Genomic DNA, 25,001 nt, shown 5'->3' on the forward strand with positions numbered 1-25,001 from the left:
GTAGTATGATGAAACAACCTGTTATCGAATTTTTGAATTATAGCTTTACATATCGTAGCCAAGCAGAGCCTACTCTTCGGGATATTAATCTTAAAATATATGAAGGTGAGAAGGTATTAATTGTTGGGCCATCAGGATCAGGGAAAAGCACGATTGGAAATTGCATGAACGGGCTTGTTCCCTTTTCTTATAAAGGGAGTATTCAAGGTAGTCTTCGGATTAACGGGAAAGAAGCAAAGGACTTAGATATTTTTACATTATCAAAGATGGTTGGCACTGTATTACAGGATCCAGATGGGCAATTTATTGGACTCTCGGTTGGGGAGGATATTGCTTTTGCTTTAGAAAATGATTGTGTGCCACAAAAAAGTATGTTTGAAACCGTAGCGGAAGTATCAAAAATGGTGGAAATGGAGGGATACTTGCAGTCATCTCTTCACCAGCTTTCTGGAGGACAAAAGCAAAGGGTATCCTTGGCAGGAGTGATGGTCGATCAAGTATCAGTCCTTCTCTTTGACGAACCATTAGCGAACCTTGACCCAGCAACTGGTCAACATGCAATTGATCTAATCGATCGGATTCAAAAAGAAACGAATACAACAGTAGTGATAATAGAACATCGCTTAGAGGATGTTCTGTATCGCCACGTAGATCGAATAATTGTCGTGGATGAAGGAAAAATTGTCGGTGACATGAACCCAGATGAGCTTTTGTCCAAACCAATTTTAGAGGAACGACATATACGAGAACCATTGTATGTTAAAGCAGTAAAGTATGCAGGCTGCAATATAACTAAAGAAATGAAACCAGCATATCTTCCTTCCTTTGATGTGGATGCATGTAAGGAAAGATTAACAGAGTGGTTTGAACAGGTTGCAACTCCTATAGGGCGAGAGAAGACTACTCCTATCTTAGAGTTAGAACATGTATCCTTTAGCTATGAACAAGGTATTGAAACAATACGAGATTTGTCCTTTACAATTGAAAAAGGTGAGATGGTAAGTATTGTTGGAAAAAATGGGGCTGGAAAATCTACTCTTTCAAAACTTATTTGCGGTTTTGAAAAACCTAGTTCAGGGAGAATTTTTTTTTCAGGCCAGGACATTACCAAAGATACGATAAAAGAACGGTCATTACGGATTGGGATGGTTATGCAAAATCCAAATCATATGATTTCAAAGCATATGATTTACGATGAAGTTGCACTAGGACTTGTCATCCGTAGTTTACCGGAGGATGAGGTTAGGGAACGGGTTGAGAAAACGCTCAAGGTGTGCGGCCTTTATCCGTTTAGAAAATGGCCGATTTCTGCGCTCAGCTTTGGACAAAAAAAGCGCGTTACCATTGCTTCTATTCTTGTTTTAGAGCCTGAAATCATTATTTTAGATGAGCCTACGGCAGGGCAAGATCTCCGTCATTATACAGAAATTATGGAGTTTCTTGTGGGGTTAAACAAACAGGGTATGACGATTATTATGATTACGCATGACATGCATTTAATGCTTGAGTATACACCACGTGCAATTGTGATAGCAGGAGGAGAAAAAATCGCCGATCAATCTGCTACAAGGGTGTTAACAGATTCTCAGATTATTAAACAAGCTAACTTAAAGGAAACTTCCTTATTTGAATTAGCAAAACGAGCAGGAATAGATGAACCTCTTGAATTTGTTGAACGTTTTATTGCATATGATAAGGAGGTACGGAAAACATGGCAGTAGAGATGCTATATTATATTGAGCGCAAGTCAGCTGTTCATCAACTTACTGGTGCGACAAAGCTAATTTGCTTATTATTGTGGTCTTCTGCTGCAATGTTGACCTATGATACACGAATTCTCCTTTTTTTATTTGGATTTAGCCTTTTTATTTTTCTAGTTTCTAAAATTAAGCTAAAGGAGATTTCGTTTGTCCTTCTGTTTATCTTATTATTCTTGTTGTTGAATAATCTTGCTATCTATGCTTTTTCTCCTCAAGAGGGAGTAAATATTTATGGGACGAGTCATGTGTTAGTTGAGTTTGTCGGAAGATATAATATTACACTTGAGCAGTTGTTTTACCAGTTTAATATTACAATTAAGTATTTTACAGTTATTCCAGCGGCATTATTATTTATTGTGACAACAAACCCAAGCGAATTTGCTGCATCCCTAAATCGCGTCGGCATTAGCTATCGGATTTCTTATGCGGTTGCACTTGCTTTGCGCTACATTCCGGAGGTTCAAAGAGACTTTTGGAACATCGCACGTTCTCAGCAAGCAAGAGGGATTGATATGTCGAAGAATGAGCGGCTACATAAGCGAATAAAAAATGTAGCTTCCATTCTTATCCCTTTAATCCTATCGAGCCTGGACAAAATAGAAACAATCAGTAATGCCATGGAACTACGAGGATTCGGAAAAAACAAAAAGCGTACCTGGTATAGTTTACGCTCCTTTCAAATAGCCGATTATGTGACGGTGGTTATATTCATTGCCATATTAATAATCTCTATGATTGTGACTTTTCATGATGGGAACCGATTTTATAACCCTTTCCATTAACTTTATTCAGTTGGGGTTCAAACCCCAACTGAATAAAGTTAAAGCCTCCGGCGGATGCCTCGATTTTTCAATGGAAACTTTTCGAGCTTGCTCGAAAAAAATCGGGCGCAAATACGCCAAGGCGCATTTGAAATATAAAAAGGAATACCAGTTAATAATGTGGTATTCCTTTTCCTGTTTTTAGGTTAATGGTTTGTTTTGTTTTAAAAGGTTTGAAGCGGGAAGTGTAATAATTTTTCCTCCGATTTGTACATGGATGGAATCGTTAAATATTGCTTTTACTATCCCTTTTAACTGGACAGTTGAATTAACCGTGATCTCTTTTTTGGATTCGTTATTGGCAGTCATGGCAATTCTCCTCTCAGAGTTTTATATTATTATTTAGAGGTTAAAATAAAAACATTATATCCTATACTTATGAAAATTATTCACGTAAATTATCGTTTATTTTATTATTTTACATTGATTCTTTTGTCTTGCGCAAGTTTCACGAACTGGTCATTTTTACCTTATTGATGCTTATAAGTATAATAATAAAATAGATTGAAAATTTTGTCAGTACATTTTTAAAATCAAGTTAAAATTATTAATTACTCTTTCCATAAGAATTTTCAGTGTTTAGATTGAAGAGAGGGGGATGCGACAAAAGCAGGGCTATGGGATTGTGGATTTGGAATTGATGTGGGGTTCAAGCCTATCAGTAATAGTAGGAAGAATCAGCAAAAGCGCCCAGCTACGAGCGCTTTTTGCTTTATCTAATAGTTGCTATTCCGCTGTTTACTTCAATATTTATATCATAGGTGCCAGCACCGTGTTTTCCTTCAATATTCCCTTTATCCCTTGTGGAATCATCAAGGGAGAAATTGTTGGAAATATGGCCGCTATTTGATTTACCTTTTAATATAAAGTCAGCATCATTTGGTAGGTCAAGATCAAGTAGCCCTGAGTTTACGCTTGCATCAATTGAATCCGTGAGGTCTGAAATCGTTGTTTTTAAACGTCCAGAGTGGACTTCGGCTTCTAGTTTCCCAATGTATTCATCCACTGTCACGTTACCAGAGCGAACATCGATTTCCCCACTTTTTGTAGTAAGCTTATCAATACTGGAATTTCCGGAAGCAACGTTGTGAGTAAATGTTTCTACAGTTAGGTTTTCCAATCTCATATTTCCAGAATGGACATCTGCAGATAGCTCGTTTATCTCCATTGAGGCGCCGTCAAATTCCAAATGGCCAGAACCGACTCTAAATGATAGATCTTGATCATAATCTTCAGGGATATACACAGTTAGTTTTGAATTATTAAAGAAAGGGAGCGAGCCCCAGTTAAAAAATCCACGTTCATAAGTGACCTCTATCTTGTCACCACTTTTTGAGACATGCACTTCGCCTTTTCCTTTCAGTTCAGCTTCCACGTCGTCGCGGTTTTCAGGAATAACAGTTGTGCTAATCGACGAAATATCAATTTCAATCTCGTCAATTTTTTCGGTAACTTTGGCGGAGTCTCCAGAATTCCCAAAAGGAAGCCCAGGAATACGGTACAGATTTGTTATCAATAAATAAGCTCCAATAAGAACGAAAAATATAATTAATATTTTCTTCATTTTTTCTAACCTGCCTTTATCATTTATTCTATCCTTATCATAAAAGAAGAAAGAGAATGATGTAACGCACCACCGATATATTTCTAAATAAGACCAGAGGCTTATAAAAAGAAAAAAGCAGATTGCATTTAATACAATCCGCTTAAACTTGATGATTTATGAATCTATTTTAACCCAGTCCTGCGACCATTTTTGGATTTCATCCATTAAAGATTTTAGGGCCAACCCTTTTTCAGTTAATGAATATTCAATACGTACAGGGGTTTCTGGGTATACGTCTCGCTTAACGATTCCTTGATTCTCTAGATCCTTAAGTCTTTCTGAAAGAACTCTTCCACTGATTCCAATTGAAGATTCAATCGTGCAAAAACGCTGTGGACCGTTGAGAAGTTGGAAAATGACAAGTCCTGTCCACCGTTGCCCAATTAAATTCATAGCTTTTTCGAATTTAGGACAAATTATATTTGTATCCATATTTCCTTCACCCCTATGAATATATTATAGCGCATTGTAATAAATAATAAACATACTTGACATAATTTAATTACAAAAATATAATTACTTACATAAAGTAAGTTACTAATAAAAATCAGGAGGCACTTAAAAATGAAATATCAACGCCCACCATATACATTTGTAGGTCTTGTAGACTTAAAGGTAACCGATTTACAACGTTCTTTAACATTTTATCAAAATACAATTGGATTTAAAGTATTAGAGCAGTCTGAAAGAAAAGCGCTTTTAACTGCGGATGGCAAAACACCGTTGTTATCTATTGAACAGCCTGACGGCATTACACCAAAAGAGCCACGCCGAACAGGGCTTTACCATTTTGCATTGCTTTTACCAACCCGAGTGGACTTAGGAAAAATACTTTATCATTTCGTCCAAAATAATGTTCGAATTGGAGCATCAGACCACGCAGTAAGTGAAGCTCTCTATTTAGATGATCCAGATGGAAATGGAATTGAAATTTACAGAGACCGTCCTGACACAGAATGGGAATGGAATAATGGTGAAGTAAAAATGGTGACAGATCCACTTGATGGCCAAGGTGTACTTGAGGCGGCAAATGGTGAAAAATGGACCGGACTTCCAGAAGGTACAGTAATGGGTCATGTTCATATGCATGTATCTGAGTTGGCAAAAACGGAAGATTTCTATACAAAAGGTCTTGGTTTTGATGTTGTTACTCGTTATGGAGGCATGGCATTATTCATTTCAACAGGAGGCTACCACCACCACATTGGACTTAACACATGGAATGGCGTAGGTGCACCTGCACCATCTGAAAATAGTGCCGGAATTAATTCGTTCACACTTGTACTGCCTAACGAAAATGCCTTACAAACAACAGTCGAAAACCTGAAGAAAATTGGCGCATATGTCCAAGAAGAGGACGGAGTCATGGTTACAAAAGATCCGTCTGAAAATAAAATAAGACTTGTTGTTGCATAGTTAAAAGTGGATTAAGCAGCTATCTTCGGGTAGCTGCTTTTTTATGTTGTTGCACAAATTTTGCCGAATAAACAGATTACGAGATAACTAGTTTTGTTGGAATAAATATGATATTATTGGAAATGTATGGTAGGCCTTTCTCAGTTTGAGGAAGGTCTACATTTTTATATTCAAAAAAGGGAAGGGGAAATAAAAAATGAAGGTGGAAATGAAATTTTGCAATGTGTTTGATCCTAGTAAGGAGGATACATACTATGAGCCATAAGGATTACTTTGTGGAGCAGATCAAGTTTATTGACACAAACTTTCAGGAATTAAAAAATCTCTATTTATCCTCCACACCACTTAAGGAAAGGAACCAGAACTTTTTTAGTTCTTATAATAATGAGCTTAAAAGTTACTTGAAAAATGAAGTGGCTGAATCTTTACCAATGGTTTTTATCGGAACAAAGGTAACGGTTATGTTTGATGGGGAAAATGATTATGAGGATTATATAATTTGTTTGCCAAATCAAATAGACCCGGATACAGGTTGTATATCATTTTTATCGCCAGTCGGAAGACAATTATTATTGCGAAAAGTGGGCGAAAAGGTATTACTAAACACGCCAGCGGGCGGCCTCCCGGTTACAATTCAAAATATAACATTTGCGGGAAATTTAATTTTACAACAATAGTTATTAAAGCGCTTCCAATCCACTTCTTTTTTTATGTAGAAAAAGGAAGTGGATTTTTGCTTGTTAATTATTGGACGATTCGATACAATAACCTGTATATATTGAAATAGTTAAGTGATGATAGGAATCAGTAGCAATTTATCTCCCTGTACCAGAGAGCCGGTGGTTGGTGAAAACCGGAACAAAGATAAAATGCGAATTACCTCCTTGAGCTTTCTTTGTGAACCCGAAAGGCAACTAGCAAAGAACGGACGAGCCGTTATTCGAATGGAGCGGAAGATGCATATCTTCAAACAAGGGTGGTACCGCGTGCAACCACGTCCCTTTTTTAGGGGCGTGGTTTTTTATGTTTTTTTTTGGAGGCTTGATTCCGGTCTCATGGACAAAAGGATGCTGAAATTCGAGGGAATTGTCACTGAACAGGTGTCTCGGAGACAAAAATCTTTTGGGATCATGAAGAATTGTCTTTCAGCGGGTGTTTCATGGACAAAAGGATGCCGGAATTAGAGGTAAATGTCTCTGAGAGGCAGTCTCGAGGACAAAAGTGGGTCGCTGTCAAACAGAAATTTCTTTGAGATGCTGTTTCGGGGACAAAAGTAGGTCATAGTCAAGCAGAAATGTCTTTGAGAAGGTGTCTCGGGGACAAAAGAAGGTCGATGTCAATCAGAATTGTCTCTGAGAAGGTGTCTCGGAGACAAAAGTAAGTCATGATAATGCCGAAATGTCTTTGAAGCAGTGTCTCGAAGACAAAAATTAGCCGACTTCAGGTGAAAATGTCTTCGACCAGATGTCTCAAAGACAAAAAAACATCCAACGCTAGAAAAAATGTCCGAGACCTAATTTCTTTTGAATCGAAGACCTTATAGGTTAGTAAAAAACATTATAAATAAAATCACAAACCAGGAGGAAAACTGCAATGGAGAACTTTATCGAGCAGTTAACAGAAGAACAAAAAATAGATCTAGAAAGACAATTTGACATCTATGCAAATGGTGTACAGGAAATAGTTCCTTCGCATGAGCTAAAACAAAAAATTGCAAAATCCATTGTTACAAACCAACCACTAAAAGTAAAGCTAGGCCTTGATCCATCAGCGCCAGATGTTCATTTAGGGCATACTGTGGTATTAAACAAATTAAAACAATTCCAAGAAAACGGACATGTAGTCCAGCTTCTAATTGGCGACTTTACAGGAAAAATTGGGGACCCAACCGGTAAATCCGTTGCCCGAAAACAACTGACAGATGAAGAAGTTAAGTACAATGCGAAAACATACTTTGAGCAGTTTGGAAAAATTTTAGACATGGAGAAGGTCGAGCTACACTACAACTCCAAATGGCTATCTACCTTAAACTTTGAAGACATTATCAACCTAGCAGCAAGTATCACTGTTGCTCGTTTGCTTGAGAGAAATGATTTCTCTGAGCGTTTAGCGACCGGAAAGCCAATTTCGCTTCATGAATTCTTCTACCCACTTATGCAGGGCTATGACTCTGTTGAGCTGGAAAGCGACATTGAATTAGGTGGAAATGACCAGCACTTCAACGTGTTAATGGGAAGACATTTACAAGAGCATTTTGGTAAAGAAAAGCAGGTTGTAATTCTTCTGCCACTTTTAGAAGGACTTGATGGCGTTGAAAAGATGTCTAAGTCAAAAGGAAACTACATTGGTGTTGATGAGGCACCAAATGATATGTACGGAAAAACAATGTCCATCCAGGACGAAATGATGGCAAAATACTTTGATTTAGTTACAGACTTATCACTTGATGAAAAGAATGAGATTAAAGCAAACATCGAAAATGGTACGCTTCATCCACGTGATGCAAAAATGCTTCTTGGAAGAACCATCGTGAGAATGTACCATGGTGTAGAAGCGGCGCAGCAGGCTGAAGAACACTTTAAAACGGTCTTCCAAAAAGGAGTAATCCCAGAAGACATTCCAGAAGTAACATGGTCAGGAGAAAACACATCCTCCATCATTGACTTACTTGTTCAGTTGGATTTACAAAAGTCTAAAGGGGAAGCGCGAAAAATGATCCAAAACGGTGGCGTCAAATTGAATGGTGAAAAAATAGAGGATATTCATTTAGAGTTGGAAATTACAACCGACATGATCGTTCAAGTCGGAAAGCGTAAATTTGTTAAAATTAAAAAGTAATCAATTAAAATGGGGCGACATTCTAATATGTCTGCCCCAATTTTTTTGTCTAGCTCAAGAAGCCAACGGTTCTCTGGTCTATCCGTCACTTAAGGATGCGTTCATAAGCTTTTCTTATTTTCCAATAAACATTTGTGTCCAGTAGTTGCCATTCGTTTGGTGGCCAACTCCAATATGGGTGAAGTTTGGATTCAGAATGTTTTTACGATGTCCTTCACTGTTCATCCAAGCGTTTACCACGGCATCAGGAGATGCTTGTCCTTTTGCGATATTTTCCCCAGCAGTTCTGTAAGATACTCCCATATCCCTCATCATATCAAATGGAGAACCATAAGTAGGACTCGTATGGGAGAAATAATTTTTTTGCTGCATATCATTTGATTTTGTCTTTGCTACTTTGCTTAATGCAGTATCCGCTTTAAGGGCAGGTAAGCCGTTTTTCGTACGCTGTGCATTTGTAAGGTCGATTACCTGTCTCTCAAAATTGCTAATTCCAGCTGTAGGAGCTGGAGCTGGAGCAGGTGCAGGTGCAGGCTGCGTGGCAGGCTGACGATTCTGAGGGGCAGGTGCAGTTTGCCCTATTGGGTAATTTGAATTTGGTGCCGGAGCAACATTGTTCGGTGCCGGTACCACATTATTTTGTTCACCAGTAAACTGATAGTTCCCATTCGGAACTACGTTTGTACCGTTCGGTGTGCGGACTACAATTTTTTTATTAATGAAACGAAAATATTGTTGTTCGCCTTGTGCATTCTGAACACTTGTTGTATGTGGATACTTATCGCTGGACGTTGTTGTGCGATAAGGACGGTCCTGTTTTAAGATATAGCCGTTATTCACATTTTCTACATTTGCTGAGCGGTTAGTATTATCTGCTGCATTGTTAGTATTATCTGTGGCATTGTTAGTATTACACGCAGATAATAAAAGCATCGCAGACCCAAGAATCGCTATACCTGTTTTTGTAAATCTTTGCAATCTGAATTCCTCCTTTGCGTGATTCGATTTACTTTTATATTTTGCTACTTCCTTAAATAAAGTATTGGTGGTAATTATAGAGAGTCAAAAGGGTGAAGATGCTTAACGGTAGCATCAATATCGAGTAAAATAAGAGAAGGAAAAAAATACCTAAGCACATGAGGTGAATTACATGAAAATCATTGATATTTCACAGCCATTAAGTCATACAACACAGGAATGGCCGAGCGATACTCCATTTGAATACGAACTAACATGGTCAATTGAGGAAGCATCAACTGTTAATGTAGGAAAAATCACAACAAGCACTCATATTGGAACGCATATTGATGCGCCTTATCACTTTGACAATGATGGAAAAAAGGTGCATGAACTAGAGCTTGACTTATATGTGGGAAAGGCAAGAGTGATTGAGGTATCAGGAAAAAAAGAAATTGGAATTGAGGACATAAAAGGAATTGACTTATCAGGTGTGAGACGATTATTAATCCGAACAAATTCTTGGAAAAACCGAAACCAATTTCCGACTACTATTACTAGCTTAAAACCAGAAGTCGCTTCTTTTTTAGCTGGAAAAGGAATTCAATTAATTGGCGTAGATACGCCATCAGTTGATCAGTTGGATAGTAAAAATTTACTAGCCCATCATCATTTACATAGACATGGCATATATATTCTTGAGGGGATTGTCTTAGATGAAGTGGAACCAGGTGATTATGAATTAATTGCACTGCCACTACGAATTGAAGGGGCCGATGGGAGTCCAGTTCGTGCGGTATTAAAAAACATATAGGGGAACGAAGAAAATCCATTGTCACAAGAACAATGGATTTTTTTAACCTATAGGAAAGGGGGAACACGTTAACTAGCAACAGGTATGAGATCGCTCTTATTTACGAGCTCTACCCTGAAGAGAAATTCCATTTGTTTGATCTCATACATTCCATTTTCATAAACGTACAGTACTTCGTACAAATCGTTATTGTAGACAACCTTATCACCTTGTTTCATGGAATACCTCCTAATCAATGGCTTATCCCTAGTGTAATATAAAGAAATTCCATCATCTATACGCCTTTAGTAATATTGTAGTAGATAATATTGCCGATTTTTTGTAAAAATTTCTCTAAAACTGGTATAGACAACTAATCCCCTTGGTGTTAAAATGAGTTGCGGTAAGTATTCTGCCTATCCTTTGGTTACACTAACGTGTAAGCGTTGCCTATTTTTGAAATTATACATGCTTTATTTACGGAGTTAGAGGACCAAAGAATAGAAGGAAAATACTAAATTAAGGAGGAATTATTATCATGATGAAGTATCTTCAAAAACTTGGTCGTTCATTGATGTTACCGGTTGCTGTATTACCAGCAGCGGCTATCTTGATGGGTATTGGTTATTGGATTGATCCACAGGGCTGGGGTGGAGGAAGCCCTATCGCAGCATTCTTAATAAAAGCTGGAGGAGCCATTATTGATAATATGGCCATTCTTTTTGCGGTGGGTGTCGCATTAGGAATGTCGAAGGATAAAGATGGTTCAGCGGCATTAAGTGGATTGGTGGGGTATCTAACAGTTACAACATTACTTGCAACAAACACAGTGGCAATGCTCCAAGGGGTAGACCCAGCTGAGGTTAATGCAGCGTTTGGAAAAATAGAAAACCAATTTATCGGAATTATATCTGGTATTATCGCATCTATAATGTACAACCGCTTCAGTAATGTACAATTACCGGATGCGCTAGCCTTCTTTAGTGGAAAAAGACTTGTTCCAATTTTGACATCCGTTGCTATGTTAGTCGCGTCTCTAGTTCTGTTATTTGTATGGCCAGTTATCTATTCTGGTTTGGTTGCATTTGGTAAAGGTATTCTTGATTTAGGCGCAGTTGGTGCTGGATTATACGGTTTCTTTAATAGACTATTAATTCCAACAGGTCTTCACCACGCGTTAAACTCCGTATTCTGGTTTGACGTAGCTGGTATTAACGATATCAATAATTTCTTAAGTGGTGCTGGTGAGAAAGGGATTACTGGTAGATATCAAGCTGGTTTCTTCCCTGTAATGATGTTTGGTTTACCAGCAGCAGCGCTTGCCATGTATCACACAGCTAAAACAGCAAGAAAGAAACAAGCTGCATCCTTATTAATGGCAGCAGCATTTGCAGCATTTTTCACAGGTGTTACAGAACCACTTGAATTTGCGTTTATGTTCTTAGCGCCAGCGTTATATGTTGTACACGCAGCATTAACAGGTATTTCATTGTTTATTGCAGCTACATTCCATTGGACTGCAGGCTTTGCATTTAGTGCAGGTTTTGTTGACTTTTTCCTAAGTTTACGAAACCCTATTGCAAATCAGCCTTGGATGCTATTAGTACAAGGGCTTGTAATAGCAGTGATTTATTATGTTCTATTCCGTTTCTTAATCGTTAAATTTAACCTAAAAACACCTGGTCGTGAAGACGAAGAAGTGGTTGAAACAACTACACAAGCAGATGGTAAATCCAAATTCGCTAATATGGCAGCTCAAATTTATGAGGGCTTAGGTGGAGACGAAAACGTAACATCAGTTGATAACTGTGTGACTCGTCTACGTCTAGAAGTTAAAGATATGGAAAAAGTCGATCAGCAAAAAATAAAAGCAACGGGAGTTCCTGGTATCAATATTGTTGGAAAAAACAGTATTCAAGTTATCGTAGGAACAAACGTACAATTCGTTGCAGACGAAGTCCATAAAATTCGTAAAGAAAAGTAAGAAGGATTAGGAGGGCTGTCCATACGGACGGTCCTTTCTTATTATTTTACAAGGAAAACACTATAATTTTATAATAAGAAGGGAAAAGTAAGGGAAAATACTAAATTATATAGTGGTATAGACAACTAGCTATCGTGAAAGATATACTTACAGTAAGAAACATAAAAGGAGTCATTGACATGTTTATTACAAATCTGACTATATATTCTGAAGAAGGTATCATCGAAAAAGGATTTATTGAAATCGATGGAGAAAAGATAACAAGGGTTGGTCAAATGGCTGACTTCCATGCAAGTGATAAAGACGAAGTCATCGCTTTTGATGATTCTTACTCTCTCATTCCAGGTATGATTGATCTACATATTCACGGGGCAAGCGGTGCCGATGTAATGGACGCAACACCTGATGCATTAGAAACAATGACAAAAGTGTTACCCAAGGAAGGTACGACAAGCTTTCTAGCAACAACGATGACGAAGACAAAAGACGATATTGAAAACGCAATCGGCAATATTGCTGATTTTATCCCGAAGCAAAATCTTGGGTCTGCAGAAATTTTAGGAGCACATCTAGAAGGACCATTTTTATCTCCGAAAAGAGCGGGAGCGCAGCATCCAGATAATATCATTAACCCAGATGTGGAGCTTTTTAAAGAATGGCAAACCTTATCAGGCGACAATATTCGACTAGTGACATTAGCACCAGAGGAACCGGGAGGACTTGAGTTAACGACTCATTTAAAAAATACAGGTGTTGTTGCTTCCATTGGTCATTCCGATGCGGTGTATGATGAAGTTGAAGCAGCGATAGAAGCTGGAGTTACCCATGCTACGCATTTATTTAACGGCATGCGCGGACTTCATCATCGGGAGCCAGGTGTAGCAGGTGCTGTCCTTTTACATAACGAAGTAAAATGTGAAATGATTGTCGATGGGATTCATATAGCACCCAAAATGGTGAAGTTTGCATATAAAAATAAAGGGAGCGAAGGCTCCATTCTTGTAACCGATGCAATGCGTGCAAAATGCCTTGGCGCAGGAATGTATGACCTAGGTGGTCAAGAAGTAATCGTGAATGAGGAAAGAGCTGTATTAAAAGATGGAACCTTGGCGGGAAGTATTTTAAAATTGAATGATGCAGTTCGAAACATGATGAAATTCACAGATTGCTCACTTCAGGATATAACTGAAATGACAGCTGTTAATCCAGCAAAGCAAATCAATGTGTTTGACCGAAAAGGAAGCATTAAGGCTGGTAAGGATGCAGATCTTGTGATAGTGAATGATCAATTAGAGGTCATCATGACATTTTGTCGAGGAAAACTTGCTTATTCAAATAGGGAGGGATAATGATGAAAGTTGTAGCAGTAAAGGATTTTAAAGAAATGAGCCAATTGGCAGCAGCCATGATTTCACATCAAGTAAAAGAAAAGCCAAACTCGGTATTAGGTCTTGCGACTGGCGGCACTGTAGTTGGAACATATGAGGAACTAATTAAGGATCACGGGCAAAATAAGACATCCTATGAAAACATCCAGACAGTAAATCTAGATGAATATTTAGGAATTGATAAGGACCATCCAAATAGCTATCACCATTTTATGATGGAAAACCTTTTTTCAAATATCAATATTAATCAGGAAAATATCCATATTCCAAATGGGCTAGCAAATAATTATGAAGAGGAAGGCCAAAAATATGAAAAGGTTATTTCGGATTTAGGCGGAGTCGACCTTCAATTGCTTGGGATTGGAGTAAATGGACATATTGGCTTTAACGAACCAGGTACACCTTTCAATTCTGTAACTCATGTTGTTGAGCTTGAAGAATCAACAAGACAAGCGAATCTGCGTTTTTTCAATAGCATTGAAGAAGTTCCAACACATGCTGTTACAATGGGAATCTCAACAATTATGAATAGTAGAAAAATCCTATTGCTCGTATCAGGAAAAACAAAGGCTGAAATCCTTGAAAAAGTTATCAACGAAGACATCACAGAAACGATTCCGGCTACTGTTTTAAAGAATCATCCTGACGTAACGATTATTGCGGACGAAGAAGCACTTTCATTAGTGGATGATGATAAAAAGAGGGGCTTTAATCGTGATAAAGAAGAGTTCACCAGTACCTATCTACTTTCAAATTGAGCAGCGAATTCGCGAAAAAATTGAAAAAAAAGAGCTAAATCCTGGAGACATGATTCCATCTGAAAGAGAATTTGCGGAAAAGTACCAAATCAGTAGGATGACCGTAAGACATGCCATCAATAATCTCGTCAATGAAGGTTATTTACAAAGGGTACGAGGAAAAGGGACCTTTGTGGCAGTTAAGAAATTTGAAAAGAATATCCAGAAATTAACGAGCTTTTCTGAGGACATGCGTTCAAGAGGGCTCGAGCCAGGTACAAAGGTTCTTAGCTTTGTTCTAATAGAAGCGGACTCTTTAATCGCTTCACAGCTAAAGGTGGAAAAAGGGGCAAGGGTTTACCAAATTGAACGTTTGCGAATTGCGGACAAGCAGCCGATTGCCTTTGAGGTTTTTTATATGTCAGAAGACCTTGTACCAGGTGTAACAAGGGAAGTGGCAGAGCATTCCATTTTCCGTTATGTCGAGGAAATCGGACTACATATCACGTCCGGGGTTCAGGAACTGGAAGCCACGACTGCCCACAAACGTGAGGCGTCTGTGTTAGGGATAAAGGTGGGAGCACCTGTCCTGTATATCCAACAAATCTCATACCTTGAGGATCAGCAACCACTCGAGTTTGTAAAATCCTATTACCGTGCTGACAGATATAAATATAAAGTGGAAATGGTTCGAACATAAATGTAGGAGGTATCATCATGAAACGACTTTTAGATTGTACAGCCTCAGATTTCAAAAAAATGAACGGACAAGATCTTAAGCAATCGATTAAGGCTTCTGAGGGAAGGGTTATTTTATCAGAGGTCATTGGTTCCTTTCAGCCAGTATATCCAGCCGTGACGAATGCGGAAATGGCGTCAGCATTTGGTGCCGATCTCTTGATTTTTAATTATTTTGATGTCTTTTCTCCTTTTGTGGAGGGCTTTCAAGCTGTGGAGGGCGAATCTATTGTTGAGAAGCTAAAAGAGCTCACCGGTAGACCGATTGGCTTGAATTTAGAGCCTGTTGACCCAAATGCCGAGCAGCTTGAAAAATTAAGTAAACTTCCAAAAGGTCGTTTGGCGACAGAAGAATCCTTAAATGAAGCAAAAAAGCTTGGCTTTGATTTTGTTTGCTTAACTGGAAACCCGAAAACAGGTGTTACAAATAATGAAATTGTTGTAGCGATTAAGAAGGCGCGTGAAGTATTTGGCAGTGAAGGCCTTATTATTGCCGGAAAAATGCATGGTGCCGGGGTTGCCAATGAATCCGGAAGTGGAATCATATCAGAGGTAGCACTTGAAAGCTTTGTTGACGCAGGGGCGGATGTCATTTTAATGCCAGCACCTGGAACTGTTCCAGGAATTACTCTGGAGTCAACGGAAAAAAATGTTCGTTTTGTTCATTCAAAAGGAGCATTGGTAATGCTGACAATTGGTACAAGCCAAGAGGGTGCCGATGAAGGAACCATTCGCCAAATTGCATTAACAAGTAAAATGGCAGGTGCGGACATATACCATATTGGAGATGCGGGCTTTCACGGTATCGCAATCCCTGAAAACATTATGACTTATTCTATCGCTATTCGTGGAAAACGTCATACATATGTACGAATGGCAGCTTCAGTTAATCGCTAAAAAGGAGACGAGGTATTTGACCTCATCTCCTTTTTTTACGTCGTTTACGACTTCTTAAGACCTGCAACAAAACATAGCCAATTACAGCCCCAACTGTATTTAAAATAATATCATCTACATCAAAGCTTCCAAGCTTACTTAAAAGCTGAAGAACTTCAAGGGATGAAATTCCAATGACAAAAGCTAAGAAAAACAAAAAGAAATTTGAGAGCTTTGGGAAAAGAATCGGAAGTACAATCCCAAATGGTATAAAAACGCCGATATTTCCTGCGATATTCATGATCCAGATGTGATAAGGAAAATGATCATAATACGTAAAATAATTTTTAATCGTCGAAAAAGGCGTTAGGTTATACCGGAATTCCCCTCCCTTTGTCCGAAAATATGCAAAAAACATCCAATATATAAGAAATAGTGAATAAGTGATAAACACCGAACCAGCCAAAAACCGTTTTACAGCCTGCCCCAATTTTGTAGATTCTCCAATCCCTAAAACATTTTTCTAGTTTACTCTACCGCAAAAAGGAGGCGATGTCACTTGAGATTTTTTGTTTCCTCCTTTTTTCGATTATAATAGGAAAATAACGTGTATGAAAAGGGATGTTGAAAAATGGATACAATTACAATACTTCAAATCGGATTAGGAATAATCTTCATCATTTTAGTTTGCGATTCCTTCAGACCCGTAAAAAACCTGGAACAATTATCAGAAGCAGATTTTAATGAAAGAATGAAAAAGCCAAAGGAGATTGCGCTCATTGACGTGCGTAACCCTTATGAATACCAAGCAAATCATATTAATGGAGCCATTAATCTTCCTTTATCTAAAATAAAACGAAACAAGGTTGAAATCCCAACGGATAAGGACATTATTTTATATTGTCAAACAGGGATACGAAGCAAACAAGCTGCAAAAGCCATCCGGAGAAGGCATAAGAATTTGCCGCTGTCCCACTTAAAAGGAGGCCTTTATAGCCTAAAAACACAAGCCACTCCGGGACAAAAGAAAAAGTGAAATGAATGAACTGTACAGGAAAAACCGGCACGTTTGACTGTATGGTTTATTATACATATAATAGTAGAATAGAAGTATGATAGAAGGGGTGATGTCGTTGGGAAGTTATACCGTATCGGAGAATTAGCAAAAGAAGCAAATGTATCAAAACGTACGATTGATTATTACACACAGCTTGGTATTTTAACTCCTGAACGATCAGACTCTAACTATCGTTTCTATAGTGACGAAGCGGTGGAAACCCTTCATCTCGTTTCCCAATATAAGGAGTTAAACATCCCTTTACTTGAAATCAAGGAAAAGGTTGAACTTTTTCATACCAATCGTGTTGAGCAAGAGAAAGTCTTGAAATACACAAAGGCTCTTTCAAAGCGAATGGAGTATTTAGAAACAGAACTGAAAGAAATGAGGCCAATGCTTGAATCTCTTACAGAAGAGCAACAAAAATCTGTGATGAATAAGATGTCTACACAAAGCAAGGCACTCGCAAAAATAATTATGGTTCTGTTTACTTGAATCAAAGAATCATATAGTTATGAACTTACAGAATAAAAATTCATTCTTAAAGAATAAAAAATCCTAGTCATAAATACTTTGTATAAATAACATAAAAAACTTACCTATTTAGGAGGTGGAATCCTTACTCGTTTCGTGCGTGTAAGGAAACTATTTGGAGATATTTAATTTAGTCATGGTTGCAATTTTGATTGCGTTAACTGCCTTTTTCGTGGCGTCGGAGTTTGCGATTGTAAAAATAAGAAGTACTCGTATCGACCAACTCGTACAAGAAGGGAATAGAAGCGCAATTGCTGCTAAGACTGTCATCTCAAACCTGGATGAATACCTGTCTGCGTGTCAGTTAGGTATTACAGTAACAGCTTTAGGACTTGGTTTTCTTGGAGAAACCACTTTTGAAGCATTACTTCATCCGATACTCGGTATGTTTAATATACCAGCTTCATTTTCAACTCTTTTATCGATCACTTTAGCGTTTCTGATTATTACTTTTCTACATGTAGTTGTCGGGGAGCTTGCACCGAAAACGATCGCCATTCAAAAGGCAGAAAGAGTTACCTTGTTTTTTGCTAGACCATTAATCTTTTTCTATAGATTGATGTATCCATTCATTTGGGTATTAAATGGTTCTGCTCGCTTATTAACTGGATTATTCGGCTTTAAGAGAATATCAGAACATGACATCGCCCATACAGAAGAAGAATTGAGACTTATTTTATCTGAAAGCTATAAAAATGGTGAAATTAACCAATCTGAATATAAATATGTTAATAATATCTTTGAATTTGATGAAAGCGTGGCAAAGGAAATCATGGTACCACGCACGGAGATCATCGCCCTTGATAAAGAAAAATCAGTCCAAGAGATATTGGCGATTATGACGAGTGAGAAGTATACACGTTACCCAGTCGTTGACGGGGATAAAGACCATATTATTGGCTTGATTAACCTCAAGGAGCTGCTCACTGATATTGTGACAGGTACGGGTGCAAATGAAAAAACAATAGAGGATTATACAAGACCGATTATTCATGTAATTGAGTCAATCCCAATTCAAGAATTATTAGCAAAAATGCAAAAAGAACGTGTACACATGGCGATTTTGATCGATGAATATGGCGGAACCTCAGGACTGGTGACGGTTGAGGATATTATTGAAGAAATCGTTGGAGAAATCCGCGATGAATTTGATACGGATGAAAAACCAGCTATCCAAAAAATTAATGACACCACAACCATCTTAGATGGTAAGGTCTTAATCGGTGAAGTCAATGGCTTGTTTGGATTACAAATTGACGATACGGATGTGGATACAATCAGTGGTTGGATTTTAACCGAACAAATTGACGTCCGCCCTGGAGACAAAATTCCATACGGGGAATATGAATTCAGAATCATCGAAATGGATGGCCACCATATCAAATCACTTGAAATCAAAAAAATCATCAAACAAGAACAGATTATGGCTATTGGCCAAAGCGCCAGCGCCCTTGAATAAATTGCAAAAGCCTTGACGGTCCCGCCGTTGAGGCTTTTTTTATGACTACATATTTGGGGTTGCGAACTAAAAAGATTTGTTCCACAAAGTAAATAAGTTCATTTGAGATAAGCTTGGAAATATAGGAATGAGGGATTGATTCGGACAAGAGTCGGGGAACAAAATCAAAAATCAGTCCAAATGTGAGGTTGATTCGGACAAGAGTCGCGGAAAAAATCAAAAAACAGTCCAAATGTGGGGTTGATTCTGACAGGAGGAGCGGTAAAAAACTGAAGTCTGTCCAAATGAGTGAAAGATTCGGACAGGCGACACAGTAAAAATCCGGAAACAGTCTAAATGAGTGAACAATTCGGACAGGGGGCTCAGTAAAAAACCAAAAGCTGTCCGAAAGAGGGGTTGATTCGCACAACAGCCGCAGTGAAAATCCAGAAACAGTGCGAAACGATGATCTCCTCTAAAAAACCAGCAATGTAGTTCCTAAATAAAGATGCAAGCCTAGACAGACACTTTTCTAGACGTATGTAATAAATTATAGAAATGTTATGTAATTGTTATATAATATAAACGCGTTAATGTTAAAATAAAGGGTATATTGATTTTTTAGGAGGAAGCTTATGAAGGTAAAACTAGGCTTGCTATACGGAGGGAAATCAGCTGAGCATAAGGTTTCCTTGCAAACCGCATTAGCTGTAAACAAAGCATTAGATCATTCAAAATATGATATTCATCCCATTTATATATCGGAAGAAGGCGAATGGATTCGCGGAAATCAATTGACAGGTCCTGTCGATGAAGTAAAGAAGCTAGTTCTAAAAGAAGCGGGAACCCCGATTTCTCCAGTTTCTTTAAATAAAGAGCTTTTCTCTGCACAGCAATCAAATCATGATGAAGCCATTGATGTGGTGTTCCCATTATTGCATGGACCAAACGGAGAGGACGGAACCGTCCAGGGACTACTCGAGCTAGTTAACATTCCGTATGTCGGTAACGGTGTACTTGCTTCATCTGCTGGAATGGATAAAGTAATAATGAAAAACATATTTGGCCAAGCGGGGCTGCTTCAAGCAAAATATGTTTCCTATATTCGAAGTGAATGGAAGCAAAATCCGGAAGAAGCTTATGCAAAGGTTGAAGAAGAACTAGGTTATCCATGCTTTGTAAAGCCTGCAAACCTTGGTTCAAGCGTTGGTATTAGCAAAGCGACAAACCGCGAAAGCCTTGAAAAAGCGTTTGAGGAAGCATTCATGTTTGACCGTAAAGTCATCATTGAAGAGGCAATTATTGGTCGTGAAATCGAAATCGGTGTCCTCGGAAACGACAATCCAAGCTGTTCAGTTGTTGGTGAAATCGTACCGAAGAAGGATTTTTACGACTACAAAGCAAAATATGAAGACGGCGATACGGCTCTCATTATCCCAGCTGAAATAACAGATGAGCAATATGAAACTGTCAAAACAGAAGCAATTAAAGCATTCAAAGCACTTGATTGCTCAGGATTAGTAAGAGCAGATTTCTTCTTAACGAAAGAAGGAAAAGTCATTATTAATGAAGTCAACACAATGCCTGGATTTACACCATTTAGCATGTTTCCGTTACTATGGCAGGAGGCTGGCGTTAGCTATCCAGAGCTTATTGAAAAATTAGTTGAGCTTGCAATCGAGCGCCATACGGAAAAACAAACGATCAAATACACAATCTAAAACCTAGAAACACTATTCTTCCTAATGAATAGTGTTTCTTCATGAAAAGGGGAGAACCTCGTGATAAAAAAGACTTTAGCTCAAATTGAAGAAATGACAAAAGGTGAAAAGCTTGACCCACAACACAAAAATGTCGTGATTGAGGGTGTATCCATTGATACAAGAACCATCTCACCCGGAAATTTGTACATACCTATCATCGGTGACACATTTAATGGTCATCAATTTGTGGATGCAGCAATTGAAAACGGTGCAGCAGCTGTGCTATGGGGGAGTGACCAGCCAAATCCACCACAGCAAATCCCAGTTATTTATGTGCACAACACATTAGAAGCTCTTCAAACCCTTGCAAGAAGCTACCGTGATGAGCTTTCGATAAAAGTCATTGGGATAACTGGGAGCAATGGAAAAACAACAACAAAAGACATGGTCACAGCGGTTTTATCAACTTCAATAAATGTTCAAAAAACAGAAGGTAATTTAAATAATCATATTGGATTACCTTTAACGATTTTACGATTAAAAGTAGATACTGAAGTCGCAGTGCTTGAAATGGGGATGAGTGCTTTCGGTGAAATTGAACTCCTTACCCGAATAGCACGGCCTGATGTCGCAGTGATTACGAACATTGGTGAATCACATATGATGGACCTTGGTTCCCGTGCAGGAATCGCAAAAGCAAAGCTTGAAATAGTGGAAGGTCTGTCAAAAAAGGGCTTACTCATTTACCATGGGGACGAACCTCTATTAACAGAGCGAGTTAAATCAATGGATATCCAAACAACAACTTTTGGTGAGTCAAAGCAAAATGATCTTTATCCACTTTCAATTAAACAGGAAAACGAAGGCACCTATTTTTCAATTAATGAACTGGAACAGAAGGAATTTTATGTGCCAGTCCTCGGAAAGCATAATGTTAACAACGCGATGGCTGCGATTGCTGTGGCCCGTCATTTCGGATTATCCTGGGACCAAATCGAAAGTGGTTTAAAGCAAATTAAAATCACGAATATGAGACTTGAATTAATTGAAGGAATTAACGGAACGAAATTAATTAATGATGCCTATAATGCGAGTCCATTATCCATGAAGGCAGCAATAAGCTTAGTTCATGATTTACAAACCTCAGGTAAAAAAATTGTCGTGTTAGGTGACATGCTAGAACTTGGGGACAATGAAAATGAATTCCACGAAGAAGTGGGTCGTTTCATTCAGCCTGACAAGGTTGACTATGTATATACTTATGGCAGATTAGGTGAGCATATTGCCGGCGGTGCAAGAGAGCAGTTCCAACAAGACCGAGTATTTGCGTACAAAGATAAAGAACAACTAATTGAAGCATTACGAAATCTCTTATCAGAAGGGGATATCCTTTTAGTAAAAGGCTCAAGAGGAATGAAACTCGAGGAAGTTATTTTTGCCTTCAAAAAATGAGAAAAAGCTCGGCGACGATTGATTGCCGAGCTTTTTTCTAGTTAATAAATGGCAGTATAATTAAAATAGTTAGTAAGATTCCTAAGGAGTATGCGAATAATTCTTTCATAAAGTCCGATTTTTCATTGAATAGCTTGTCCATTTTATGACCTCCTAAATTCTTCTTACTTATTAGTACGTTTGAAAACAGAAAATGTTACAAAAAGATTACAATTATTTCAAAAGTATTTTAATTTTATTTCATAATCGAAAAAAATACACCAAAGCGTATTTGATAGAAAGGTGGTTAATTTTCATGATTGGCTGTTTGTTCATACATGGTTTTACAGGCGCTCCATATGAAGTTGAGCCACTTGCAGAGCATGTTCGCCATTCAACCGATTGGGTCGTCCGAACGCCAACCTTACCCGGTCATGGCGAGACCCTAGACTTAAAAGGAACACATTATACAGAATGGATCAAACATGCTGAAAGAGAACTGATTGATCTTCTTCATACGTGTGAGAAGGTTTTTGTCGTCGGTTTTTCAATGGGTGGGCTCATTGCTGGCTATTTAGCAACACGTTATCCAATCCAAAAGCTCGTTTTACTAAGTGCTGCTGCCTACTATGTCAATCCAAAGCAACTAGTAGCAGACATCAAAATCATGTTTCAGGATGGAATGAATAAAACACTTTATAAAAATGAACTTTTTTTACGCTATAAAAAGAAAATGGTGGACACGCCTCTATCTGCAACAATTGAATTTCGAAAGTTGGTACGAAAAATTCGGCCTGAGCTTCACCGAATTAATGTCCCAACTTTAATTGTGCAAGGAGAATGCGACGGGATTGTGCCGGTAAAAAGTGCGCATTACATACATCAAGTCATCTCCTCTACTGAAAAAAAACTCCTTTTTTTGCCATGTGCAAAGCATCATGTTTGTTATGGGGAAGACCAGGATACACTATTTAAAGAAGTAGATACCTTCTTTCATGAAACATCAAAAGAAAGTATATACTAATCATTGGAAATTTCACTTTATTGCATTTCTAATGGGGTAGTGGTAAGATTACAACTACAGTGTTAAAAAGGGTATAGCTCGTATAAACCATTGGTGGCGCCCTTTTATTAACTTTTTGGACGTGAACCCTGAGGGCATTACTTCCGTTACATTCACGGAAAATGTCCTTTTTTTAAGCAGAATTTGATTCTGGTCTACTATAAATACTAGGCAGATGCCTTCCTACCGCGCATACATCATCATGTGTAGGTTTTGCGATCATGATGCAATCATTTGTATCCAGCTTAAATTTTCGAGGCGAAAGCCCAGTGTCTATACAGATTTCCCGTCTAAAAGTCAATTTTGTCATTGTACAAATAGATTAGCAAAAGGAGTATGAAAAAATTGGCAGCATTTAACGAATTAGGGATTAGCGAAGATTTAATGAAATCGATTAATCAAATGGGGTTTGAAGAAGCAACTCCCATTCAATCACAAACGATTCCATTAGCACTCGAAGGGCATGATGTAATTGGTCAAGCCCAAACAGGAACAGGAAAAACAGCAGCATTTGGAATTCCGCTTATTGAAAATGTCGATGTAAATAACGACAACATCCAAGGAATTGTCATTGCACCAACTCGTGAGCTTGCGATTCAAGTATCGGAAGAACTTCATAAAATCGGTCGCTTTAACCGCGCCCGTATTTTACCAATCTATGGTGGACAGGACATCACTCGCCAAATCCGTTCACTAAAAAAACACCCACATATCATTGTTGGTACGCCAGGCCGTGTAATTGACCACATTAATCGCAAAACTCTTAAGCTTCAAAATGTGAAAACAGTGGTACTTGATGAAGCAGATGAAATGTTGAACATGGGCTTTATTGAGGATATTGAGGCGATTTTAAAAGGAGTTCCTGAAGAACGCCAAACATTGCTTTTCTCTGCAACGATGCCAGGTCCAATTCAACGCATTGCTGAGCGTTTCATGAAAGACCCTAAAGTTGTAAAGGTAAAAACAAAAGAAATGACTGTACCGAATATTCAACAGTACTACTTAGAAGTACAAGAAAAGAAAAAGTTCGACGTGTTAACTCGTTTATTAGATATTCAATCACCAGAATTGGCGATTATTTTTGGCCGTACAAAGCGTCGTGTTGATGAGCTTTCTGAAGCGTTGACTTTAAGAGGTTATGCTGCAGAAGGAATACATGGTGATCTTAGTCAGGCAAAGCGTATATCTGTCTTACGTAAATTTAAAGAAGGATCTATCGAAGTATTAGTTGCAACCGATGTTGCAGCACGTGGTCTCGATATTTCCGGTGTTACACATGTCTACAATTTTGATATTCCGCAAGATCCAGAAAGCTATGTACACCGTATAGGGCGTACTGGTCGTGCAGGAAAAACAGGTATGGCGATGACTTTCGTTACACCTCGTGAAATTGGCCAACTCAAAAACGTAGAAAATACGACAAAACGTAAAATGGACAAAATGAAGCCACCAACTCTAGATGAGGCTTTAGAAGGTCAGCAAAAAATGACGATGGAAAAAATCGTGTCCATGATTGAATCCAATAATTTATCATACTATACTCGTATCGCTGAAGAGCTTTTAGAGGAGCATGATTCAGTTTCTGTTGTTGCAGCTGCAATAAAGTTAATGACAAAAGAGCCAGACGCAACACCAATTAAACTCACTGAAGAAGCACCAGTTCGTATAAAGAGAGACAATAAAGATAATAACCGCGGTGGACGTGACCGTGGGCGATATAAAGGTGGAAACCGTGATCGTGGACGTGGAAATGGCGGACGTGAAAGATCAGGTGGACGTCAAGGATCAGGCGGAAATCGTAATTCTTCAAGTGGCGGGAATCGTCGTGGCAACTTCCGTAAAAGTGAAGATTAATCTCAAA

Annotated in this window: 24 protein-coding genes and 1 other annotated feature; of the genes, 18 read left to right on the plus strand and 6 right to left on the minus strand. The window is 38.3% G+C overall.

Features of this window, described 5'->3' with window-relative positions; translation table 11 throughout:
* Nucleotides 1–8: 8 nt before the first annotated feature.
* Both V7097_RS21500 and V7097_RS21505 read left to right on the plus strand, forming a co-directional pair.
* A complete protein-coding gene (locus tag V7097_RS21500; protein ID WP_335705688.1) occupies nucleotides 9–1,721 on the plus strand; it encodes an ABC transporter ATP-binding protein in 1,713 nt (570 codons plus the stop codon).
* Nucleotides 1,712–2,542: an energy-coupling factor transporter transmembrane component T family protein gene (locus tag V7097_RS21505; protein ID WP_335705689.1), complete on the plus strand. Its 831-nt coding sequence runs from the start codon at nucleotides 1,712–1,714 to the stop codon at nucleotides 2,540–2,542. The genes V7097_RS21500 and V7097_RS21505 overlap by 10 nt, the downstream gene beginning before the upstream one ends.
* Before the next feature lie 180 nt (nucleotides 2,543–2,722).
* Here the strand turns inward: V7097_RS21505 and V7097_RS21510 are convergent, their stop codons facing one another.
* The 3 genes from V7097_RS21510 to V7097_RS21520 form a co-directional block, all read right to left on the minus strand.
* The gene (locus tag V7097_RS21510; RefSeq protein ID WP_335705690.1) at nucleotides 2,723–2,890 is read right to left on the minus strand and encodes a hypothetical protein; all 168 of its coding nucleotides are present in this window, start codon (nucleotides 2,888–2,890) and stop codon (nucleotides 2,723–2,725) included.
* 403 nt (nucleotides 2,891–3,293) lie between these two features.
* Entirely contained in the window at nucleotides 3,294–4,145 is an 852-nt protein-coding gene (liaG, locus tag V7097_RS21515) for a LiaG family protein (protein WP_335705691.1), read from the minus strand.
* 156 nt (nucleotides 4,146–4,301) lie between these two features.
* The gene (locus tag V7097_RS21520; RefSeq protein WP_335705692.1) at nucleotides 4,302–4,619 is read right to left on the minus strand and encodes a winged helix-turn-helix transcriptional regulator; all 318 of its coding nucleotides are present in this window, start codon (nucleotides 4,617–4,619) and stop codon (nucleotides 4,302–4,304) included.
* A 132-nt stretch (nucleotides 4,620–4,751) separates the two neighbouring features.
* Between V7097_RS21520 and V7097_RS21525 the strand changes: the two genes are divergently transcribed.
* The 3 genes from V7097_RS21525 (at nucleotide 4,752) to tyrS (ending at nucleotide 8,441) form a co-directional block, all read left to right on the plus strand.
* Nucleotides 4,752–5,603, plus strand: a complete 852-nt coding sequence (locus tag V7097_RS21525) for a VOC family protein (RefSeq protein WP_335705693.1) — start codon at nucleotides 4,752–4,754, stop codon at nucleotides 5,601–5,603.
* A gap of 254 nt (nucleotides 5,604–5,857) precedes the next feature.
* Nucleotides 5,858–6,280 (plus strand): GreA/GreB family elongation factor, encoded by a 423-nt coding sequence (locus V7097_RS21530; RefSeq protein WP_335705694.1) that lies wholly within the window; start codon nucleotides 5,858–5,860, stop codon nucleotides 6,278–6,280.
* A 108-nt stretch (nucleotides 6,281–6,388) separates the two neighbouring features.
* Nucleotides 6,389–6,608, plus strand: a binding site (T-box leader).
* Nucleotides 6,609–7,196: 588 nt separating this feature from the next.
* Nucleotides 7,197–8,441 carry a tyrosine--tRNA ligase gene (gene tyrS / locus V7097_RS21535; protein ID WP_335705695.1) on the plus strand — a complete coding sequence of 415 codons (1,245 nt, stop codon included), beginning with the start codon at nucleotides 7,197–7,199 and terminating at the stop codon, nucleotides 8,439–8,441.
* A 114-nt stretch (nucleotides 8,442–8,555) separates the two neighbouring features.
* Here tyrS and V7097_RS21540 read toward each other — a convergent pair whose 3' ends face one another.
* Nucleotides 8,556–9,419 (minus strand): CAP domain-containing protein, encoded by an 864-nt coding sequence (locus tag V7097_RS21540; protein ID WP_335705696.1) that lies wholly within the window; start codon nucleotides 9,417–9,419, stop codon nucleotides 8,556–8,558.
* A gap of 172 nt (nucleotides 9,420–9,591) precedes the next feature.
* Between V7097_RS21540 and kynB the strand changes: the two genes are divergently transcribed.
* A complete protein-coding gene (gene kynB, locus V7097_RS21545; RefSeq protein ID WP_335705697.1) occupies nucleotides 9,592–10,212 on the plus strand; it encodes an arylformamidase in 621 nt (206 codons plus the stop codon).
* Nucleotides 10,213–10,280: 68 nt separating this feature from the next.
* Here the strand turns inward: kynB and V7097_RS21550 are convergent, their stop codons facing one another.
* On the minus strand, nucleotides 10,281–10,430 hold the full coding sequence (locus V7097_RS21550) for a hypothetical protein (protein ID WP_335705698.1): 150 nt from the start codon (nucleotides 10,428–10,430) through the stop codon (nucleotides 10,281–10,283).
* Nucleotides 10,431–10,729: 299 nt separating this feature from the next.
* Between V7097_RS21550 and nagE the strand changes: the two genes are divergently transcribed.
* From nagE to V7097_RS21575, 5 genes are all read left to right on the plus strand, one after another.
* Nucleotides 10,730–12,175, plus strand: coding sequence for an N-acetylglucosamine-specific PTS transporter subunit IIBC (gene nagE, locus V7097_RS21555; protein ID WP_335705699.1), 1,446 nt, complete (start codon nucleotides 10,730–10,732; stop codon nucleotides 12,173–12,175).
* Nucleotides 12,176–12,354: 179 nt separating this feature from the next.
* The gene (gene nagA, locus V7097_RS21560; protein ID WP_335705700.1) at nucleotides 12,355–13,524 is read left to right on the plus strand and encodes an N-acetylglucosamine-6-phosphate deacetylase; all 1,170 of its coding nucleotides are present in this window, start codon (nucleotides 12,355–12,357) and stop codon (nucleotides 13,522–13,524) included.
* Nucleotides 13,525–13,526: 2 nt separating this feature from the next.
* Nucleotides 13,527–14,321: a glucosamine-6-phosphate deaminase gene (nagB, locus tag V7097_RS21565; protein ID WP_335705701.1), complete on the plus strand. Its 795-nt coding sequence runs from the start codon at nucleotides 13,527–13,529 to the stop codon at nucleotides 14,319–14,321.
* On the plus strand, nucleotides 14,278–15,000 hold the full coding sequence (locus V7097_RS21570) for a GntR family transcriptional regulator (RefSeq protein ID WP_335705702.1): 723 nt from the start codon (nucleotides 14,278–14,280) through the stop codon (nucleotides 14,998–15,000). Before nagB ends, V7097_RS21570 begins: the two co-directional genes overlap by 44 nt.
* 17 nt (nucleotides 15,001–15,017) lie before the next feature.
* Nucleotides 15,018–15,935, plus strand: coding sequence for a DUF7916 family protein (locus V7097_RS21575; protein WP_335705703.1), 918 nt, complete (start codon nucleotides 15,018–15,020; stop codon nucleotides 15,933–15,935).
* 22 nt (nucleotides 15,936–15,957) lie between these two features.
* Here V7097_RS21575 and V7097_RS21580 read toward each other — a convergent pair whose 3' ends face one another.
* On the minus strand, nucleotides 15,958–16,404 hold the full coding sequence (locus V7097_RS21580) for a VanZ family protein (protein WP_335705704.1): 447 nt from the start codon (nucleotides 16,402–16,404) through the stop codon (nucleotides 15,958–15,960).
* A gap of 141 nt (nucleotides 16,405–16,545) precedes the next feature.
* Here V7097_RS21580 and V7097_RS21585 point away from each other — a divergent pair, with 141 nt between their 5' ends.
* From V7097_RS21585 to V7097_RS21615, 7 genes are all read left to right on the plus strand, one after another.
* The gene (locus V7097_RS21585) at nucleotides 16,546–16,950 is read left to right on the plus strand and encodes a rhodanese-like domain-containing protein (protein WP_335705705.1); all 405 of its coding nucleotides are present in this window, start codon (nucleotides 16,546–16,548) and stop codon (nucleotides 16,948–16,950) included.
* A gap of 156 nt (nucleotides 16,951–17,106) precedes the next feature.
* On the plus strand, nucleotides 17,107–17,466 hold the full coding sequence (locus V7097_RS21590) for a MerR family transcriptional regulator (RefSeq protein ID WP_438824268.1): 360 nt from the start codon (nucleotides 17,107–17,109) through the stop codon (nucleotides 17,464–17,466).
* Between the two features lie 154 nt (nucleotides 17,467–17,620).
* Nucleotides 17,621–18,964 carry a hemolysin family protein gene (locus tag V7097_RS21595; RefSeq protein ID WP_335705706.1) on the plus strand — a complete coding sequence of 448 codons (1,344 nt, stop codon included), beginning with the start codon at nucleotides 17,621–17,623 and terminating at the stop codon, nucleotides 18,962–18,964.
* Between the two features lie 614 nt (nucleotides 18,965–19,578).
* Entirely contained in the window at nucleotides 19,579–20,664 is a 1,086-nt protein-coding gene (locus tag V7097_RS21600; protein ID WP_335705707.1) for a D-alanine--D-alanine ligase, read from the plus strand.
* Between the two features lie 60 nt (nucleotides 20,665–20,724).
* Nucleotides 20,725–22,098 carry a UDP-N-acetylmuramoyl-tripeptide--D-alanyl-D-alanine ligase gene (locus tag V7097_RS21605; RefSeq protein WP_335705708.1) on the plus strand — a complete coding sequence of 458 codons (1,374 nt, stop codon included), beginning with the start codon at nucleotides 20,725–20,727 and terminating at the stop codon, nucleotides 22,096–22,098.
* 295 nt (nucleotides 22,099–22,393) lie between these two features.
* Nucleotides 22,394–23,101 (plus strand): alpha/beta hydrolase, encoded by a 708-nt coding sequence (locus V7097_RS21610; RefSeq protein ID WP_335705709.1) that lies wholly within the window; start codon nucleotides 22,394–22,396, stop codon nucleotides 23,099–23,101.
* Nucleotides 23,102–23,524: 423 nt separating this feature from the next.
* Nucleotides 23,525–24,994, plus strand: coding sequence for a DEAD/DEAH box helicase (locus V7097_RS21615; protein ID WP_438824269.1), 1,470 nt, complete (start codon nucleotides 23,525–23,527; stop codon nucleotides 24,992–24,994).
* Nucleotides 24,995–25,001 lie beyond the last annotated feature (7 nt).

The sequence above is a fragment of the Bacillus sp. JJ1562 genome, assembly GCF_036962705.1.
Classification (GTDB): Bacteria; Bacillota; Bacilli; order Bacillales; family Bacillaceae_L; genus Ferdinandcohnia.

Bases quoted from the DNA above. Each gene is read 5' to 3' on its own strand.
- liaG (WP_335705691.1), bottom strand. From the start codon at position 4,145: ATGAAGAAAATATTAATTATATTTTTCGTTCTTATTGGAGCTTATTTA.
- nagE (WP_335705699.1), top strand. From the start codon at position 10,730: ATGATGAAGTATCTTCAAAAACTTGGTCGTTCATTGATGTTACCGGTT.
- V7097_RS21510 (WP_335705690.1), bottom strand. From the start codon at position 2,890: ATGACTGCCAATAACGAATCCAAAAAAGAGATCACGGTTAATTCAACT.
- V7097_RS21550 (WP_335705698.1), bottom strand. From the start codon at position 10,430: ATGAAACAAGGTGATAAGGTTGTCTACAATAACGATTTGTACGAAGTA.
- kynB (WP_335705697.1), top strand. From the start codon at position 9,592: ATGAAAATCATTGATATTTCACAGCCATTAAGTCATACAACACAGGAA.
- V7097_RS21585 (WP_335705705.1), top strand. From the start codon at position 16,546: ATGGATACAATTACAATACTTCAAATCGGATTAGGAATAATCTTCATC.
- nagB (WP_335705701.1), top strand. From the start codon at position 13,527: ATGAAAGTTGTAGCAGTAAAGGATTTTAAAGAAATGAGCCAATTGGCA.
- nagA (WP_335705700.1), top strand. From the start codon at position 12,355: ATGTTTATTACAAATCTGACTATATATTCTGAAGAAGGTATCATCGAA.
- V7097_RS21610 (WP_335705709.1), top strand. From the start codon at position 22,394: ATGATTGGCTGTTTGTTCATACATGGTTTTACAGGCGCTCCATATGAA.
- V7097_RS21520 (WP_335705692.1), bottom strand. From the start codon at position 4,619: ATGGATACAAATATAATTTGTCCTAAATTCGAAAAAGCTATGAATTTA.
- V7097_RS21530 (WP_335705694.1), top strand. From the start codon at position 5,858: ATGAGCCATAAGGATTACTTTGTGGAGCAGATCAAGTTTATTGACACA.
- V7097_RS21615 (WP_438824269.1), top strand. From the start codon at position 23,525: ATGAAATCGATTAATCAAATGGGGTTTGAAGAAGCAACTCCCATTCAA.
- V7097_RS21600 (WP_335705707.1), top strand. From the start codon at position 19,579: ATGAAGGTAAAACTAGGCTTGCTATACGGAGGGAAATCAGCTGAGCAT.
- tyrS (WP_335705695.1), top strand. From the start codon at position 7,197: ATGGAGAACTTTATCGAGCAGTTAACAGAAGAACAAAAAATAGATCTA.
- V7097_RS21575 (WP_335705703.1), top strand. From the start codon at position 15,018: ATGAAACGACTTTTAGATTGTACAGCCTCAGATTTCAAAAAAATGAAC.
- V7097_RS21500 (WP_335705688.1), top strand. From the start codon at position 9: ATGAAACAACCTGTTATCGAATTTTTGAATTATAGCTTTACATATCGT.
- V7097_RS21525 (WP_335705693.1), top strand. From the start codon at position 4,752: ATGAAATATCAACGCCCACCATATACATTTGTAGGTCTTGTAGACTTA.
- V7097_RS21505 (WP_335705689.1), top strand. From the start codon at position 1,712: ATGGCAGTAGAGATGCTATATTATATTGAGCGCAAGTCAGCTGTTCAT.